This is a genomic window from Arenibacter sp. 6A1, assembly GCF_012272855.1.
GTDB lineage: Bacteria > Bacteroidota > Bacteroidia > Flavobacteriales > Flavobacteriaceae > Arenibacter.
Genome location: NZ_JAAXCQ010000009.1, coordinates 81,821 through 101,658, shown reverse-complemented (window position 1 = coordinate 101,658; position 19,838 = coordinate 81,821). Strand labels below are relative to the sequence as shown.

Annotated in this window: 11 protein-coding genes; 1 reads left to right on the top strand and 10 read right to left on the bottom strand. The window is 38.8% G+C overall.

The window, feature by feature from the left end; genetic code table 11:
* Positions 1 to 275: 275 nt before the first annotated feature.
* The 7 genes from HCG49_RS10210 to HCG49_RS10180 all read right to left on the bottom strand — a co-directional run bounded on the left by HCG49_RS10210 (position 276) and on the right by HCG49_RS10180 (position 14,281).
* Positions 276 to 1,781 (bottom strand): aminotransferase class V-fold PLP-dependent enzyme, encoded by a 1,506-nt coding sequence (locus tag HCG49_RS10210; protein WP_168469432.1) that lies wholly within the window; start codon positions 1,779 to 1,781, stop codon positions 276 to 278.
* Between the two features lie 16 nt (positions 1,782 to 1,797).
* Positions 1,798 to 3,810 (bottom strand): protein-disulfide reductase DsbD family protein, encoded by a 2,013-nt coding sequence (locus tag HCG49_RS10205; protein WP_205764377.1) that lies wholly within the window; start codon positions 3,808 to 3,810, stop codon positions 1,798 to 1,800.
* Between the two features lie 137 nt (positions 3,811 to 3,947).
* Positions 3,948 to 6,734, bottom strand: a complete 2,787-nt coding sequence (locus HCG49_RS10200) for a M16 family metallopeptidase (protein ID WP_168469431.1) — start codon at positions 6,732 to 6,734, stop codon at positions 3,948 to 3,950.
* Positions 6,735 to 6,947: 213 nt separating this feature from the next.
* Positions 6,948 to 7,979, bottom strand: coding sequence for a TlpA family protein disulfide reductase (locus HCG49_RS10195; protein ID WP_168469430.1), 1,032 nt, complete (start codon positions 7,977 to 7,979; stop codon positions 6,948 to 6,950).
* A 30-nt stretch (positions 7,980 to 8,009) separates the two neighbouring features.
* The gene (locus tag HCG49_RS10190; RefSeq protein ID WP_168469429.1) at positions 8,010 to 9,428 is read right to left on the bottom strand and encodes a RagB/SusD family nutrient uptake outer membrane protein; all 1,419 of its coding nucleotides are present in this window, start codon (positions 9,426 to 9,428) and stop codon (positions 8,010 to 8,012) included.
* A 102-nt stretch (positions 9,429 to 9,530) separates the two neighbouring features.
* Positions 9,531 to 13,034 carry a TonB-dependent receptor gene (locus tag HCG49_RS10185; RefSeq protein ID WP_168469428.1) on the bottom strand — a complete coding sequence of 1,168 codons (3,504 nt, stop codon included), beginning with the start codon at positions 13,032 to 13,034 and terminating at the stop codon, positions 9,531 to 9,533.
* Between the two features lie 92 nt (positions 13,035 to 13,126).
* Entirely contained in the window at positions 13,127 to 14,281 is a 1,155-nt protein-coding gene (locus HCG49_RS10180; protein ID WP_168469427.1) for a FecR family protein, read from the bottom strand.
* 110 nt (positions 14,282 to 14,391) lie between these two features.
* Between HCG49_RS10180 and HCG49_RS10175 the strand changes: the two genes are divergently transcribed.
* Positions 14,392 to 14,949 (top strand): RNA polymerase sigma factor, encoded by a 558-nt coding sequence (locus tag HCG49_RS10175; protein ID WP_168469426.1) that lies wholly within the window; start codon positions 14,392 to 14,394, stop codon positions 14,947 to 14,949.
* A gap of 28 nt (positions 14,950 to 14,977) precedes the next feature.
* Here HCG49_RS10175 and HCG49_RS10170 read toward each other — a convergent pair whose 3' ends face one another.
* From HCG49_RS10170 to HCG49_RS10160, 3 genes are all read right to left on the bottom strand, one after another.
* The gene (locus HCG49_RS10170; protein ID WP_205764376.1) at positions 14,978 to 17,065 is read right to left on the bottom strand and encodes a PQQ-binding-like beta-propeller repeat protein; all 2,088 of its coding nucleotides are present in this window, start codon (positions 17,063 to 17,065) and stop codon (positions 14,978 to 14,980) included.
* 261 nt (positions 17,066 to 17,326) lie between these two features.
* Complete coding sequence (locus tag HCG49_RS10165; RefSeq protein ID WP_168469424.1) at positions 17,327 to 18,559, bottom strand: alkaline phosphatase family protein; 1,233 nt, start codon at positions 18,557 to 18,559, stop codon at positions 17,327 to 17,329.
* Positions 18,560 to 18,618: 59 nt separating this feature from the next.
* On the bottom strand, positions 18,619 to 19,659 hold the full coding sequence (locus HCG49_RS10160; RefSeq protein ID WP_168469423.1) for an endonuclease/exonuclease/phosphatase family protein: 1,041 nt from the start codon (positions 19,657 to 19,659) through the stop codon (positions 18,619 to 18,621).
* Between the last annotated feature and the right edge of the window lie 179 nt (positions 19,660 to 19,838).

The window sequence follows — 19,838 nt, the reverse complement described above, 5'->3', positions numbered from 1 at the left end:
TCGATATTGTCTTGGGAGGTACAATTGGCCTGGCCCTTTTTTTTAGTTTTTAGCCCTTAAGATACGGGAGACTGTCGCGGAAGTATCTGGAATATCGCAATCTATTGGTTAGAAAGAGCCGCAACCAGCCCCATATTATATGGTAGGCTGTTTGGCATCATTGGGGATTGCTCCAATTCCCAACCGCTAATTAATGTAGTTGTTACCCTAAAAATTATATATGGGGATAGGGATGTAAAAACGGGGAAGGTATAAAGCCTTCCCCAATAGTAATTTTATAAAGAGAACCACTCTTTTACTTGATCAATAATCTGATCATCGCCTTCTACACTCTCATATTCGTTGTTCGCACAATTATAAGTATAAGGCTTACTCCATTCATCTATATTTTCTGCTACTAATTTTATGGCATCACAGATCCTTTTAACCTCTTCGTCGGTCATGACAGGGTGCAATGAGATACGTACCCATCCCGGTTTTTCGGTCAAATTCTGGTCGTATATGCCCTGAGTCATAATTTTGGAGTCATCTTCATTGATACTGAACAAATGATGTCCGTAGGTACTGGCACAAGACCAACCGCCACGCACCTGAATCCCAAAACGATCGTTTAACAGCCTTACAATTAAATTGTAATGGATATTTTGGATTCCGAAGGACACACAACCGATTCGTTTTTGGTCCTTACAACCCAAAATATACAAACCTGGAACATCTTGGAGCCTAGTAAAACAATCGTTCAAAAGTTGCTCTTCGCGCTCCCTTATTTTATCCACATCCATTTTTCCCTTTAGCTCAATACACAGCGCGGTACGCATTACCTGTAAAAAGCCGGGGGTGCCGCCATCTTCCTTAGTTTCAATATCTTCACTATAGGCAAAGCCGCCCCATGGGTTGGTCCATTTTACATTCCCCCCCCCTGGTACATCGGGGACTTGGGTATTATACAGCTCTTTGTTAAAGACCAATACACCACAAGTTCCCGGTCCGCCCAAGAATTTATGGGGAGAGAAAAATATGGCATCTAGTTGCGCTTCGGGATCTGCGGGATGCATATCCATTTGTACGTATGGAGCCGAGGCCGCAAAATCTACCAAGCAATACCCGCCGTGTTGGTGCATAATTTTGGCGAGTTCCTGGTATGGCGTAATAATCCCGGTAACATTGGAACAAGCAGTAAATGAGCCTATTTTTAGGCTGCGATCTTTATACTTAAGCAGTGCCTTTTCCAACTGCGCTGGATCTACCAATAGCTTTTCATCGGATGGCAATATCACCACATCCGCTATAGTTTCCATCCAAGGCACATGATTGGAGTGGTGTTCCATATGGGTAATAAACACCACCGGTCTTTCATTTTCTGATAAGACCACTTTGTCCTTTACCGCATCGGGCCATCGAAGTCCCATAATACGTTGCAAGCGTGCAAGGACACCAGTCATTCCTGTACTACAGGTAACCAAAACATCGTTTTCATTGGCATTTACATGCTTTTTTATAAGGCTGCGTGCATGTTTGTAGGCATAGGTAGACGCTTTCCCCGTTTCACTGGAAAAGGAATGCGTATTAGCGACCATTGGTCCTATTTTTGTGCACATTATATTTTCTATAGGTGCGTATAATCTTCCGCTGGCGATCCAATCGGCATAAAGCAATTCCTGCTTCCCGTTTATGGACTCAAAAATATGGGAATCACCTATAATATTGGGTCTGAACTGTTGAAAGTGGTTTTCCAAGATTGTCGATTCTGATACCTTTGTATTGTTGGATTCTTGATACATTTTTCTTGTAATAATTTTATTTCTCAAATTTTGAAAGACCATCCTTCAGCCAATTAAGATAGTTTTCTACGTCTGGGGTATAGCCCACAGGATCTAGCAAGTTTTCTTCCTCGTGATCCATTAATACGTAGAATGGCTGTGTATTGGCTTTATATCGTATGGTTTGAAATTCACTCCATTTCTGGCCAATATATTTTAGTTTCTTACCAGGTCTTAGTTTGGATTCGACCACTTCATCGCCCTCTAAAGGTCTTTTGTCATCTACATACAGGGAAATTAAGACCACTTCATTTTTTAGGATGCTCAACACTTGGCTATCTGGCCATACGTTTTGCTCCATTTTCCGGCAATTCACACAGGCCCAACCAGTAAAATCGAGCATTACCGGTTTGCCTACTTTTTTGGCATAGGCAAGTCCCATATCGTAATCGTTAAAGGCCAAAATATCGTGTGGTGCCAATAAATGGGCTCCTTCGGGCAAATCTTGGTGCGCAGCACTTACGCCACCCCCCGATTTTGTATTTCCGACACCATAAGGAGATTCCGCATAGTCTAATGGAGGAGGAAAGGCGCTAATAATATTTAATGGCGCTCCCCAAAGTCCAGGAATCATATACACGGTAAATGTCAGTACAATTAATCCCATACTCAACCTGCCCACAGAAATATGGGTCAATGGCGAGTCGTGCGGCAATTGTATTTTCCCGAACAGGTAAAAGGCTAGGGTTCCAAAAATGGCAATCCAAATAGCTATAAAAACCTCGCGTTCTAAAAAGTGTAATTGCAGTACCAGATCGGCTTGGGATAAAAATTTAAATGCCAATGCCAGTTCTAAAAATCCCAGTACCACTTTGACTGTATTTAACCAACCTCCAGATTTTGGCAAGGAGTTTAACCAGCCTGGGAAGGCGGCAAACAAGGCAAAAGGCAAAGCAATAGCCAAGGAGAACCCTAGCATTCCTATAATTGGCGCAATACCCCCTTTAGAGGCAGCCTCTACCAATAAGGTACCTACTATAGGGCCGGTACACGAAAAGGAAACAATGGCCAATGCCAAAGCCATAAAGAAGATACCTACGAGTCCACCCCTATCGGCTTGTCTGTCTACTTTATTCGCCCATTTGTTAGGTAACATAATTTCGAAAGCACCTAAAAAAGAAAGTGCAAAAACAATCAGCAACAAAAAGAAGATGATATTGAACCATACATTTGTCGCTAGGGCATTTAAAGAATCTGCCCCAAAAATTGCGGTTACCGCAGTTCCTAGCAATACATATATAACAATGATACAAATACCATAAATAATGGCATTTTTTATTCCTTTGGCTTTTGTTTTACTCTGCTTGGTAAAGAAGCTTACCGTCATGGGGATCATGGGAAACACACAAGGTGTTAACAGGGCGGCAAAGCCAGAGAGAAAAGCTATAAAAAATATAGCTATAAAGCCTTTGTTTTTTTCCTTTCCTGTGTTGGAAGGCGTTGTTTTTTCTTCAGAAACGGTATCTTGTTGGGACTTTACTTCCCCATCGGTCACCGGACTGATATTTGTTTCACTTGGTGCTGCTCCTTGAGTAGCTCCCTTTAAGTTAAAATGTAAGTCTACATAAGATGGGGGCAAACAACTCTTGTCGTCACAGACCATAAACTCTACTTCTCCACTAATACCCTCAAGGTCTTTTTTTAGAAGTTTAATCTTTTGGGAGAAGATTGCTTTATTTTCAAAAAACTTAATGACCATCTCAAAAACAGGGTCATTAATGGTATGTCCTTCTTCTTCTTGGACATCGCCCAATAATTCAAATCCATCATTGGAAACAAAGGTAAAAGTTGTAGGGATAGGACCGTTTTCGGGTACGTTTTGGGAATATAAATGCCAACCATCATCTATGGCCGCCGTAGCATTTAGTTGATACTCTGTATCGGATATCTTTTCAACGGAAGTAGTCCATGCTACTGGATTTAAAATCTGAGCAACTGCTGTTAGCTGGATAAAAAAGAGTCCTAAAAAAAATAAATGTTTAATTTTCATTTTCGATTAATTATTTAAATAGAACTATTCTTTTTAGTTCCTATGAGCCTGCCTTTCCAAAGCCTTCCCAAACTTAGGGATCCTAAATTTAAGAAGGCGTGGATTTTTTCTACAATAGTACAAAAAGTAGGGGTTTTTTATTTTAATGGCGCTCCATTTTCATCCAAAGAACCAGATTTAATAATGATCAGATTATCTAAATCGATATATTTTTTGATCGCTGCATTTACTTCTTCTAGGGTAACTGCTTCTACATCTTTGGAGTACTGATAAATATAATCGGGCTCTAAACCTCTTTCTACAAAGCTTAAGATTGTTCCTGCCAATCCGGCGGTAGTTGCCATTCCAACTTTAAAAGCTCCCGTAAGGTTCGATTTTTTTGCCTCTAGTTCACTTTGGGTGATACCATCTTCTACCCAAAGTTTCAATTGAGCCATGGTGGCATCCAATCCTGTTTGGAAAAGCTCTGGATTAAAGGAAGCGTTGATCAACCAATGTCCACCTGTAAAAGTATGTCCAGTATGGCCGGCACCGATAGAATAGGTAAGACCATCCTCGTCCCTTACAGTACGCATCAACCTACCTGAAAATCCTCCACCAAAAATGTGGTTTCCGATATAGAAAGGAAGGAAATCTTTATCCGATCTTTTGATACCTGTATATTGGGCAATAAACATTTCAGCACTAGGTTTTTCTGGAATAGTAACTACGGTAGTTTTAGCTTTCGACGCTTCTACTTTTACCGTTGGCAATACTTGTTCCTCACCACCGGTCCATCCTTTGAATGCCTTTGTCAAAGCAGCATACAATGGTTTGGTTTCTACATCACCGATCGCTACTAAATGCATCGCTTTTGGTCCAAAATACCTTTTATGAAATGCTTTTACATCTTCCAGGCTAGCATTTTCAATATCCTTGATCCTTTTTTCAATATCAAAAGAATAATTAGGATGATCTTTAGGGTAAATGCTCTGTAACATGGCAATTCTTCCCATGGCACCCGGATCTGTCAACCCTTGTTTCATTCCTCCAACATTCTGTTGTTTGATAAGCTCAAATTCTTTGGCATCGAACAAAGGATATCTCAACTCTTCTGCCAAAAGTCCAATAACGGTATCGACATCTTTGGTTAGACACTTAAAACTAATGCTTACATTATAAGCTCCAGCAGAAACATATATATCAACGCCCAATTTCTCTAATTTTTGAGAGAATTGAAACTTATCGTTTTTAAGAGTTCCTTTTTTCAACAATTGTGTTGTCAAAGAAGGAATCATTTCGTTATTATTAGGATCTAAATAACTTCCAATTGGAAAGCTTGCCGCGACAGTAACGAAATCTTTGGCGCCTGTTTTTTTACTGATTACATCAATTCCTGCAACGGTTTTACGTTCTACTTTCTCATCTCCTTTGGTTTCAGGAAGGGCCAAATAAGCATCTTCACTAACGCCCTTCGATGGTAATACCGCAGTTTTTTCTCCGTGTGAATGTCTGTAATATTGTTTTTGGTTTGCTGGCTCCCAAAAATTTGCTGGGGCTTCCTCCGCTATCTCATTAGTTCCAGGAACGACCGGAATAAAATAACCTGTAGTACTTTGGTCTTCGACCAAATATTTTTTGGCTACCCGATGTACATCAGCAGCGGTAACTTTCGCTAATTTATCACTCGCGGTAACAAATTCTGTCCAATCGCCTGCGGCTATTGTTTCGGTAAGTTCACTGGCGATACTTCCAGAACCATCGCGGTACAGTACGGTTTCCGCGTTTAATTTAGCGATAATTCGATCTACATCTTCCTGTTGAACGCCATTGTTTTTTACGCTATCTAAAACTTGCAACAACTGCTTGTTTACCGCCTCGTGGTTTTTTTCGGCAGAGAATCCAAGGGCTGTTGTAAAAAGTCCTACGTCCTGAAAATTGGACACACTGCTATAGCCATAGAAAGCAATTCCCGTATCTACAAAAGCACGGTTAAATACAGAAGAAGTTCCCGATCCCAAGATTTCTCCCAAAACGGTCAGAGCAGGCATATCTTCGTGTAAAGTTCCCGGTATTTTATAGGCTACCGAAAGTACCCCTTGTTGCCCAGGCTTTTTGATAACAACCCTTCTTGGACCGTACTGCTGGGGTTCTTCCGTGTAAGGCTGTGGCATTTCATGTGGTGCCTTGGTGATAGGGCCAAAATACTTGTCTATCAATTTAAAAAGACTCTTCTTTTCAAAATCACCTATAATGGTAAGGGTAGCGTTGTCTGGCCAATAATAGGTGTTGTAGAAATTTCTTAAGACTTCAATAGGCATTTTTTCTATGTCCGAACGCCATCCAATAGTAGAATGGTGATATGGGTGTGCCATATAGGCCGTAGACCAGATTTCTTTTCCTAAAACCGCATTAGGATTGTTTTCGCCTCTTTCAAATTCGTTTCTTACTACGGTCATCTCGGCATCCTTATCTTCTTTTAAAAGAAAAGCATTTCGCATCCTGTCCGATTCTATATCCAAGGCAAGTTCTATTTTATCACTTGGGATAGTCTCATAATAGTTGGTTCTATCGTTCCAAGTAGTGGCATTCATCTGGGCTCCGATAGCCGTTAATTTACTATCGATAGAAGTCCCGCTTTCTTTGTTGAATTTTTTGGTCCCCTTAAACATCAAATGCTCTAATAAATGGGTAGACCCCGTGTTTCCGGTTACCTCGTGCTTAGACCCCACCCTGTATACCATTTGCACGGTAACAACAGGGGCTGCATTATCCTGAAGCAATAATACTTGCATACCATTAGGCAAATAGGTGTATTCCTGAATGCCTCCCATCTCCTTTATTTTGGAGAATTTGGAATCGATTTTTTGGCCAACGGCATACTGTTGGATCGATAAAAAGGCTACTGCTAAAAGCAGCCACCTGAATGGAGATTTTTTACTCATTTTTTGATACTTTAATTAATATATGGGGTAATAAATATTTTATCAAATCTATAGCTATCCAAAAATTCTTTCTTGTATTGGTATACGTGGTGAAAAATGCTTGGAGTAACTACTTAAAAATCACTTTAGGATGGCCCAAAGTAAAAGTAGAGAAGAAAAAACCAGGGACATGACATCCCTGATTTTAACCATTACTAACTCAAATAAAAAACATTAAATATCTAAAGACGATATAAGATCTTTCAATTCTGGCATTGAAGGCCTTGGAGCATCATAACTTACGATGTTCCCATTGGGATCTAATAAGATAAAACGAGGAATTCCATAAATATAATAGTCGGTCATAAATTTTGACGATATTTCATTATCTGCCAATAGCTGTACGCCTCCTAATTCTTTTTCCATAATCATGTCTCGCCATTTTTTCTCATCGGCCTTACGATCTACGGAAATACTTACAAATTTTATGTTTTTACCATGAAATTCTTTTTCTACTTCTTTTAGGTAAGGAATTTCATAGACACATGGAACACACCAAGTAGCCCATACATCTATATACACATAACTTCCCTGTAAATCTTTTAAAGAGGTAGTACCGCCATCATAGTTTAAATAATCCTTAAAATCTGGCGAAGGCTTCCCCTGTGCCAATTCTTCATTTATCTTTAACTGCTCTAAATGTTGAGAGGTCATGTTCTTTTTAAAAGCGTCAATTTTCTTTTTTTCTGCATCTACAAAGTCGGCTCCCAAAACAGCTTGTTGCTCCTCTAACTGACTGTATATTTTATTTACAAAGGCATTGGTCTTAGCCTCGAAATCGGCCTGATTCAATCCTAAATAAATTTTGTAATCTTTTCCTAAAAGATTTAATACTTGTTTGGATTTAGATTTTAAAAAATCGTTTTCGGCTTTACCGTTTCCTTTGTAAACGATACTCTCCGAGATTTTATCGGCGTCGAAGTTAATTTCTACATCCATGTCATTTTTTAGGTAGAGGTTAAAAATCTCTCCATAAACCGAAGTGAAAGTAACTGGTAATTCTAATTTTAAAGTATCACGGAATTGACCATTTTCATCGACCTTTATAGCCGTTGACTTAGAAGTCTCCGGATTGTACAGTCTTAAATTTAATCCTTCTTTTGGATTTTCTATGGTTCCATGGATTACGGCGTAATCCTTTGGTGGTTGCTCCTGCTTACAGGACACAAAAAGTGCCATGGCTCCTATTATAAATATATTTTTCATAAGATTTGTTTTTTCTTTAATTAACCAATTTTAGTAACCAGGATTCTGGTTTACAGCTTTGTTTCCTATCAATACTTGAGAAGGGATAGGCAATACGAATTTATTTTCTGAGGTAAGCGTTGCTTTTACCGAAGAAGCCGTTAGGTCTCCCAAAGCATCATAACGCACAACATCAAACCAAGACTCTCCGTTTTCAAAAAACAATTCCAACAATTTCTCCTGACGGATATCCTCTAATAAACTAGCTTTATCGGCCAATACTATCGGAGTTACCCCGGCACGATCTCTTAATGCATTTACACTAGCCAGTGCTGCATCAAGATCGCCACCTTGACGTCTTGCTTCAGCCTCGGCATGAATCAAATAAACTTCAGCCAATCTTAGGTGGTATAAGGTGTTGTTCTGTGAGCCTACTGTACTTCCAAAAGGATATTTCCCTTGGGTGTTAACGCCTTTGGTTGCATCTGAATAGGCAAAGCTAAAACGAGGGTCATAAGCAGCCCCAGTAGCTGTTAAGTCGCCATCATTGGCTAAGCCAACTTGGGCATCTGCCAAGGAACGTAAGGTTTCACTATACGTAGTTCTGTTAATCTGATCCATTTTACTACCACCTTCAGCACCAGGACCAGAAAAGGGAGCAAATATTACTTCTGATGAATAAAAGCTGTTGTTAAAAATATCACCGTATTGAAGCTCCAAGGCATAGCCCTCACCGTTGTTAATTACTTCTTCTGCCAATACCGCAGCACCTGTATAATCTCCAACATACAACTTAACCTTTGCCAATAGGGCCTTAGAAGCCAAGCTACCAGTATAGAAGTGCTCTACAAACATAGGACCGTTCGCTGCACCAAATTCTAGGTCTTCTATAATAAGGCTGTATACATCTTGAACAGAATTCCTAGGCTGAGCATTTAATTCTGTAGAAAATTCCGTGCTTACCACTACTCCAAAAGAGGAATTAAGATCGTAAAACTGACCAAAATAACGCAACAAGTTAAAATAAGAAAAGGCTCTTTGAAACTTTGCTTGAGAAAGGATACTCAATTTACTTTCTTCCGAAATCCCTGCTGCACTTCCTGCCTCTACTTCTTGGATCAGGAAATTAGCGGCATTGATAATTTTGTAATGTCCGTTATACACATTGGTCAAGTACCTATTTTCTACAGGTACTTCATTGGTATTGAACCCTTGTCCTCCAGACAATCCTCCCGTAATCATTCCTTCATTACCATAGGCAGCTAAATGCAACGGAAAAAAGGCAAGGTCAAATTCCCTTCCTAGATCATAAACCCCATTAAGCACCTGTTGGGCAGAAGCTTCGTCCCTAATGGTATTCTCTTGGGTTAATTGATTGTTAGGCTTTATATCGTCTATGCTACAACTGCCCATTCCCAATACCAAAGTAAGGTAGGCCGTTGTTTTAAGTATGTTTTTATAAGTTATCATCGATTTTATATTTTTGTTTGCTATCGGTTAGATGGAATCCCCCTTTATAATTTCGGTTAAATTAAAAATGGGAATTGCATCTATTTGAAAATAATACCTTTTTTAGAATTGAATTTGAACACCTAATGAAAATGCCTTTGCCAAAGGATAAGGGTCTTCATTACTCACCTGATCAATTATTCCACCTCGTTCAGAGAACGTTTCAGGGTCTATTCCAGGCCATTTGGTCCAAGTAACTAAATTAGTACCCGACAAGGTTAGTCTAGCCCCATCAAAACCAATTTTATCCATAAGATTTTTATCAAAATCATAGGTCAACTGAACACTCTTTAACCTTAAATAAGATGTATCAAAAAGATATCTGTCTGAAACTCTACCACTTTGTGACGGATCAAAATAAAGGGCTCTTGCATACCGTGCATCTGTATTATCTGGCGTCCAGGTATTTAGAGCATATTCGCTATACTTGTTTTCACCTAGGGCATTAAAAGTACCCATTGGAATAGAATTCCATATGGTTTCCGCACCAACAGAGTACTGCATCAAAGCCGTTAAACTTAAGTTCTTATAGGTAAAAGTATTGGAAATACCTCCAAAGAAATCGGGCTGAATATCACCAATAATAGTCCGGTCATCCGAAGTGATTTCTCCGTCCCCATTCACATCCTCGTACATAAAATCTCCTACACTTGTAGAAAACTGATCGTAAAAACCATCTGGTGAATTCGCATTTAAGACATCTACTTCATCTTGAGTTTGGAAAATCTTCACTACTTTATATCCTTTGATGGTACCTACAGGCTCTCCTTCTACATAATAGTCTAACTGGAAAGGATTTATATTAGCTCCCTTAAGCTTGTCTAATTTATTACGGTTTACAGACCAGTTTATATCAGTGCTCCATGTAAAATCGTTACCTCTTACAATATCACCCCCTAAACTTACTTCTACCCCTCTGTTAGAGACATCGATAAAATTAGCGAAGTAACTATTAGGCCCTAATTCTAGTGGTAAAGGAGTACTCACCAAAGCATCGGTCGTTTTTCTGTTGTATACGTCTACCCCACCTCTTAAACGGGAGTTAAAAAATGCGAAATCCAATCCTAAATTGATTTCTTCTGTAGTTTCCCATCCAATCTCGGTATTAGGGAAATTATTGTTAGGCACTACAGCAGAACTACCATTGTAGATATCGTTGGAATTGGTTTGGAAAAATTGCAAGTATGAAAAATCCGAAACATTAGTAGATCCTACCCTACCAACACTAGCTCTAAATTTCAAGGCATTTACTTTTTCTACATCGGCAAGAAAGTTTTCATTAGCAATATTCCAACTAGCAGACAAGGAGGGGAAATAAGCCCTTTTATTTCCTGGTCCAAATTTAGAGGAAGTATCAGTTCTAAAGTTTACCGTTGCGTTATACCTATTTTTATATCCATAGGTTAAACGAGAAAACAAAGAATTTAAACCTGTTTCCAATTTATTGCCCGTATAAGACAATACTGATTCTGCCGAAGAAGCATTTATCAAGATATCATCATCAGGGAAACCTGCGTAAAAATGGCTTTTGTTGTTATAATTTGTACGATCCCACGCGGCACCTACCAAAAGATTAAAATCATGAGCCGCAACACTTAGATCGTAATTAGCGGTCAAATTGGTGGTTACATTCGATACCAAACCATCAGTTTCGCTCAAAAAAGAATCATTAGGGAAGAACTGAAAATCTGTTTGGGTCACTTTTGGCACAAAAGAACTGTTGTCCGTGTAAAACACGGCAGCATTTACATCTGCTTTTAAGATCAAATTCTTAACAGGTTTTACCTCGACATAAGAGTTCCCAATAAAGTTATAGGTCTTGTTGTTGGTTTTGTTCTGCAAACGCATTAAAGGGTTAGGTTCTATAGTTTCAAAAGCACCATAGGTATAATCAGACTGTCCTAGAAGTTTTCCATTTTCATCACGGACTGGTAAATCTGGTCGCGCCCTGGCGATAGAGGTATTGATGGTATATTGTCCAAAAAGATCATCCTCTCCAGAAGTAGCTTCAGTATGTCCTAAATTGATAGACCCTCCTACTTTTACATAATCGGTAACATCTGTATCTAAGGACATCGCCAAGGTATATTGCTCTAAGCCATCTTTAAGTGTCAACCCCTCTTGGTCGGTATAAGAAAGACTAAAGGCATAGTTGGTTTTTTCACTACCACCATTCAAACTCAAATTGGCTTGCTTTGTCACTGCTGCGCTTCTAAACACTTCTTTATTCCAGTTAGTGTTGGCATCTCCAAAATAATCGTCTCTTAAACCATCATAATTAACCATAAAGGTACTCCAGTCTAAAGCGACATTTCCAATATTTGCTAAATCGAAGGAGAAAAAAGGATCTAATTGACCGGCATTCATAGCATTGACACTATTCCCTATCATCATATCGTAATAATTACGATATTGATTGGCATCTAGCACATTCACAGTATTAATTGGTTTGGCTATTGTAGTGGTATAAGACATATTTACTGATGGTGCTTGCCCTTTTTTACCTCTTTTAGTTTTAATAAGGATAACCCCATTAGCACCTCTAGAACCATAAATAGAGGTAGCGGCTGCATCTTTAAGAACATCAAAGCTCTCAATATCGGCCGGGTTGATTGTCAACAACGGATTGGCGCCTTTTAAGGCATCTAAATTAAATGGCACTCCATCTAAAACAAACAAAGGTTGGTTTAATCCCCCTGAAGATAACGGAGAAGTCACCCCCCTAATATTTAATCGTACTGGCGCTCCTGGACGGCCTGTGTTTTGAGATACTTGCACTCCTTTAACAAGTCCTCCTAAACTTCTGTCGAAACCTACTGAACCAACGGAAGCTTGTACGATATCTTTCGTTTCAACAGAAGATACAGCCCCGGAAACAGCCTCACGCTTTTGTTGACCGTACCCAATTAAAACGACCTCATCTAATTGGCTGAAATCTTCCTCCATGGTAATTTTTAAGTTTGTTTGTTCGCCAACTACGATACGATAAGGTCTGTACCCCAAATAAGAAAACACCAAAACCTTCTCTGATTCTTTCAGTGAAATCTTAAATTCTCCATCAAAATTGGTTACTACTCCATGATTGGTACCTTCTACCAATACAGTTACTCCGGCTAAAGGGGTCCCAAATTTATCGGAAACATTACCCGTTAATGGCGTTTGTTGCTGTTGCGTAAGATTAACCGATACATCTCTCGTAGGGGCCACTGCCTTTTTTAATACAATTTGGTTCCCGAAAATCTGATAAGAAATATCGCTATTTCTAAAAAGTTGGTCCAACACTTCCGTCAACTGCTTGTTCTCAATATTAAAGACCAATTTTTTTCTAACATCCAAATCCTTGCTGTTGTAAAAAAACCGGTATTCCGTTTGATGTTCAATCATTTGAAAAACTTGTATTAGCGGCACTTCACTAACATAAATAGAGACGCTATTGTTCTGACCATAGGTGTTGGAAGCACTTATTTGGAACAAACTGAGAAACAAAAACAACAATGTTAATTTCATTTTAAGTTGAGATTGGTTTAGAATGCGCCATAGCCCATTCTTGATTCGTAGTTTTTTCATAAATTTACTTGGATTTAATTGGTGTATACTTCAGTTAAATGTGGATTTAAAGTAATAGGGGAAATGTTGCCGCATTTTCCCTATTTTTTTCATTATTGTTGATCTGGTTTCGTTATAGTAACCGCACCGTTTTTTATAGTGTATTTAAAAGGTAAATAGGTTTGAAAGGTTTTTAATATTTCATGCATATCCTGATCCTTAAAGGTTGCAGTAATAGTAATTTCATCAAGCGCCGGATACTTATTAATGATCTTAAGGTCAAATTTTCTTTCTAGCTTATGGGCAATTACATCAAAGGAGTCATCTATAAATACTAACTGTCCAGAAAGCCAGCCTACGTATTTTTCTATTTTCACTGATTCTTGCATTAAATATCCCTCGTGAAAAAAGACTCTTTGATTTGGGTTTAATACAATCGAATCGTTCTCTTGTAATTTACTTATAGCGGCCACTTTACCTTCAACTAACACGGTATAGGTTTTCTCATCCTGTGTATAAGAGGTTACATTAAACTTTGTACCCAATACTTGAATGTCCATATCCTGAGTATTTACCACAAAAGGGCGTTCTGCATCCTTGGCTATATCAAAATAGGCTTCTCCGTTTAAAATTACAGATCGTTTTTTTCCTTTAACAAAATGGACTGGATACTTTAGTTGAGATCCAGCGTTCAAAGTTACTTTAGAACCGTCGGAAAGTGCTATACCGAAAGTTTTACCGTAGGGTACTTTTAGGATATTAAAAGGAGACTCTGTTTCTGCAGCATTCTGTGATGCAACCTTATCGAAATAAATCAATTCGTTTTCTTTTTGTTCCGAAATAATTTGTCCTAATGAATCTACAATAACTGTATTTTGATATTCATTCACGATTTGGATACTACCGTCTTCTAGCTCCAATGTAATATTTGAGGTATTGACCAACCTATCTCTTTTGTCAAATTTCTTTACCAACACAACACCAATTAGAAGCAATCCTATAAATACCGCTGCATATCTCAACCAATTTGAAGAAATATTTATAATTTGTGGTCTTTTTTCTAAATGAACATCGTCGAGTTGATCCAATATCTTTTTATAGGCTTTGTCAGCATCTACCTTTTGATACGTTTTATGTAGTTTATGGTTAATTTGCACATAAGATTTAAAGATTTCCTGATTTTCAGGTTTTTTTACCCATGTACTCAACAGCTGCAATTCCTCCTCAGAAATCTCTTCGTTCAAATATTTAATAATAATCTTTTTCAACCTTTAAAAATTTAGCGTACACTTATATGATGCAGAAAAAATGATTTACCCTTAACATTTTTTTAATTATTTTATAATATTGTCACTTTCCTTATAAAAACGATGAACTATTGAGAGATCAGAAGCATTTGATTGAAGGTATTAAGAATGGAGATCAGAGCGCATTCAAACTACTTTTTGACACTCATTACCAAGCTCTTTGCGCCTATTTACAAGGCTTTACAAGCGACCTGGATACAGCAGAAGAGTTGGTGCAATTAACTTTTGTTTCTCTGTGGAGAAAACGAAAAACTATAGAGATACATACCTCTATTAAGAGTTATCTCTATAAAATGTCCTATAATTTATTTTTACAAAGTTTAAGACAAAGGAATAAAGAACATACCTTCCTAGAAGATTTAAAGCAGGAAGCCTTACAAGAAGTTTTCGAGACAACTGACATAGACAGGGAAGACTATACCAACCGCCTTAAAAAGTGTATTGAGCAATTACCAGAACGCTGCCAAGAAATTCTCAATCTAAAACTCAGGGGCTTAAAATATAAAGAAATTGCCGACGAACTGGGGATCTCCATAAAAACAGTGGAATCTCAAATGCGAATTGCTTTTACAAAAATAAGAGAGGAATTTAAGGATGGCCTCATCTTATTTTTTCTTTTAAAAGAATAATTATCACAGCGTTCATGACTAATAGGCTCTAAGGCAAGGCAAAAGCCACATAGGCATCGCCAGCCTTACCGCCCCATTTTCCTCCTCCACAGGCAATGACCACATATTGTTTACCATTGACCTCATAGGTTGCCGGAGTGGCTACCCCTGGCGCTGGAAGATTAGTTTCCCATAAAATTTTACCGGTTGTCTTATTAATAGCCCGAAACTTACCGTCTGCAGAGGCTCCAATAAACAATAGTCCCCCTGCGGTAACTACCGGGCCCCCATAATTTTCCCTCCCTGTAGTAGGATATCCTTGTTTTTTCAATTCTTCAAATTCTCCGAACGGGATTTTCCATTCATATTCTCCCGTATTTAGGTTTATGGCATTTAGGGTTCCCCATGGCGGACTGATTGCAGGATATCCTTCCTTGGTCAGAAACTTATTGTATCCCGTAAAACTATAGGAAGGACGTGCAGTTTTTCTAGGCTCATTATTACCATCTATAACCCCTACATAGGCTTGACTCTGTTTATTCTTTAAATCTAGCACATAGGTGCCGATTGCCTCTTTTTCTAGTTCGGTCAGCTGGGTAAATCCAGGCATCATCCTCCGCCCGGAAGTTACCAACTCTTTAAATTTTGGGAGTGTATATTTTTTGTCGACTCCCACTAAAGAAGGCACATCGCCTCCTCCCAAGCGTTCTGGGCCGTGACAGGCCATACAGTTTTTGGCATATAAAATAGTACCGGCCTCTAAGTTTGTGTGTCCCTCATCCTTAGGCTGATCCATTTCAACCAAATTCAGCACCCAGGCCATTTCATTGGCGTTTACATATAAAATTTGGGTGTGGGGGTCATAAGCCGGACCACCCCATTCCCCGCCACCATCATATCCGGGAAACACAATAGTTCCTTCCGTTGAAGGGGCCGTATAAATACCGTCGGAGCGATAAGAACGAAATCTTTTTAGAATATCTTGGTAAGAAGAATCGGAAACCAGCGTATTTAAATCATTTTCGGTCAATAGTTGCCTTGCAAAGGGTTTCGGCAACACCGGAAAGGGCTGTGTGGGCCATAAATTTTCGCCATCTACGGCATTTTCAGTAATTACCGGTCTTTCCTCAATAGGAAAAAGGGGTTTTCCCGTGGTTCTTTCAAAAACATAAATATGTCCTGTTTTGGTAGATTGTGCCACGGCATCAACCTGTTTTCCGTCTCGTTTTACAGAAATTATCATTGGTGGACTAGACAGATCCATATCCCAAACATCATGGTGAACGGTTTGAAAATGCCATTTTAATTCTCCGGTCATGGCATCCAAAGCAAGAATATTATTGCCGTATAGTCCTTTCCCCCAACGGTCTCCCCCGTAAAAATCATTGGTAGGGCTTCCGGTTCCACAGAACAACAAGCCGTTTTTTTCGTCTAAACTAAATCCGGACCAACTATTGGTAGATCCCATCCGTTTATAGGCAGTAGTGTCTTCCCAGGTTTCATACCCTCCTTCCCCAGGTTGTGGAATGGTATGGAAAATCCATTTTTGTTGCCCTGTTATGACATCGTAAGCCCGGATATGACCTGGAGTCTCCTCCCCTACCAATCCACCAACAAAAAACAAACCATTATGCACCATCATAGGAGAAGTCGGTGCTATGAACATCTTAGTCTCGTCCCTTCCTAATCCACTTCTAAGATCTACTCCCCCTTCATCGCCAAAACTAGTGACCAAATCACCCGAAGTGGCATCTACCGCCAAAACTATGGGGCCTACACTGTATAGAATTCGCTTATCTTCGCCTTCTTGCCAATAAGAAACCCCTCGATTCATATTGACACTGTTCCTATGCCATTTTTTATTTTGTAGGGAATCGGCAGGATTAAACGACCATTTTTGCTTTCCAGTGGCTGCATCTATAGCAAAGAGTTTTAATTTTGGAGAAACACCATATAAAATATCGTCTATAATAATAGGATTACATTCCATAGGACCAAATTTAGTGGAATCTCTATCTTCGGAATGATAGACCCACGCTATTTCTAACTGCACCACGTTGGAGGTGTCTATTTGATCTAAGTGAGAAAACTTTAAATTCTCCTTACCTCCTCCTGTCACTTCCCACTTGGTATACACTGGGTCTTTTTTACATGAGGAAAATATACTAATAAGGATACAAATAACGATGTGTCGGCAAAGGATAGCTGGGCTGGTCTTCATTTAGGCTTAAAAAAGGTTTAAGCTTTAAATATAAGATCATTTGCCGCGTAGAGCCAAAGATATTTGGGGACTTTTGATGTTATTGGCTATAGGCCCAATATTCTATATACAAAAAGAAAAGGGAGCTACTTGCTGGTGTTGCCTTACCCCCCTTCCCTTATTATATCATTTTGTATTTTATTTTTTTAATACCCAGGTATTGATGCTATTGTGTTTCCCTTCAATAACTATTTTATAAAAATCGGAAGGCCATTGATCTATTGTTATAAATGCCTCTTCCTTTGATGATTTTATCTTATCGATTAAAATATAGTCGTCTGTACCTCCTACTTTATAATTATTGGTGGGTGCTAGCCAAATTTTTACGGTCCCATTTTTTTGAAGAGATTCCCAACGAACATGGATTTCATTGTCCTTTAAAGAAGCTTTGGCATTGGCTACCGAAACCTTTCCAACTAAGGGAACTCCATCTAATTCCCATAACTGTGCTTTGGCAGGCTTTATATTATGCGATTGTAAAATGGTAGGCATTATGGATACAACTCCGGGTGTATAGTTGTAAAAATAATCATTTAGCCCTTTAGCATTGGTTGCAATCCATATCAGCCTTTCACGGTCTGATTGTCCTCCATGATGCTTTCCTGTATTGGCATCCCTACCGTGATCTGTAGTAATAAACAACTCCCAAGATTCCTTATACTGCTTCGTCCTATATTGTAGCACTTCCCAAAGTCGGCCTATTTGGTTGTCCATATGGCGAACGGCATTATAAAACTTCTCTCCATCACCATACTTATGTCCCATATCATCGGTATGCTGCAAATATATCCATGACAGACCAGGCGCCTCTTCCCTTATGGTTTCTATAGCCTTCGTTACTACTAGTTGATCTATATTTTTAATATAATCACTTTTAGAATCATGCGGAAAAGTAAGGGTATCCAATTCGTATCCATCAAAACTATAATCCATTTTCAAATAATCAGTTTCGGGTAGATTTTCACCAATTAATTTGGTTCGATTATCCTCCCAGGTCGAGAAAACAGCTGTTTTGGTCTCTGGTTGGTATTCTTTAAAAAGCTTAAAAATAGTCGGATAATTATAGTTGGGCGCCTTAATAGAGTTCCCCCATACATTGTGTTTGTTTACCCAAGTGGCTGTTAACAAACTATTATAACCAACAGCCGATATAGTAGGTGTTTGGGAATATCCATCTTTTTCTCCTCCGACATAAGCCCTGGTATATCCGCCTTCCGAAGCAATAGCATCTATATTGGGGGTGGACTGCTCTTCTATTACATCGGCAGAAATACCGTCTACAATAACAAATACTGTATGTTTTTTGTTCGTTTGGCCATAGGATGATAAGCTTCCTACAACAATAGAAATCATGATAATAATTAGTTTCATAAAATTGAATTTTAATCTATATTTTACTTAAAATAGTTCTAAACAAAGGATTACAAAAATCATTGTTTAAGCATAAAGGTGGCTAAAAGAGCCTTGTGGTCTGTGGGCCAAACGCCTTGAGGTTCTTCTATAGGATCTTCAGTAACTTCCTGCATACGTTGGTTGTTACGAATAGAGCCTTTGGGGCCAATAATTTTTATAGCATTTAATGACAGATTCCTAGTTGGAAAGTAAAAGATATAATCTATACGTTCACGTTCATCGGCATCAGGGGCCCAAGCAAGTCTATCTAATGGAACCAACGGATTGTCTGCAGGAAAGGTAAACCCTGGATGTGTCATTGGATTTGGATAAATTTGACGATAGGCATCTATAAAACCGGCCTTGTTCAAGGCAAGGGTATTGTGCCATTCCATCACTACTCCTTGGTGATCAAAACTGTTTTTGGTGGCCTCGGTCCAGTCTAAGTAAGAGGGCTCATTAAAGTCCCCTCCAAAAATCACGATTCTTCCTTGTTTTGACTCTTTTAAGGCGTCTTGTATAAATGACTGTATTGCTTCGTCCCGTTTAGAGTCCAAGTTGTCCTGGGCTATGGTAAGGCTATCCGTGACTATAGCATCTAATTTTGCCCAAGTGGAACTATGGTATCCCCTAGGAAGATAAGAGCTACAATTCCTATAATCTAAATGGCCACTGTAAAAAGCTACTTGGACGGCTCCTACGTCTATTATTGCTTTGGTAATAGAGCCCTGATCTTTTTGAAGCGGATAAATTGCCTCTTGTGAAACAATGGGATAGCGAGAAAGAATACCAGAATCCTCACTATGCTTGGAATAGAATTGATATCCTTTTTTTTTCAAAGCCGACACCAATCTTTTAGATAAGGTTCGATTTTTATAATTCCTTACCTCGCTCAGTGCTATTAAATCTGCCTCTGTACGTATCACTTCGTTTATAATAGCATCAAAACCGCCTGGGACTACGGTACCTTCTTGCCAAATATTGAACTGCAGTACCTTTAATTTAGACGGGGGTTTTTGAGAAAAAACATGTCCAGAGCTTATGATAAACAGACTAAATACTATAACATATATTTTCATTTGTAGATATTTATTTTTTTATAACGGTCTAATGGAATTTTCATTTCTTCATTCATAATGGTGACCAGTTTCCGGTCATGCTCATTTCATAATTTTTATTATAACAATTACCATTTCAGCCAAACAGCTAGCTAAAAAAAACACCTGTAAGATTGAAATAATTTTACAGGTGTTAAGTT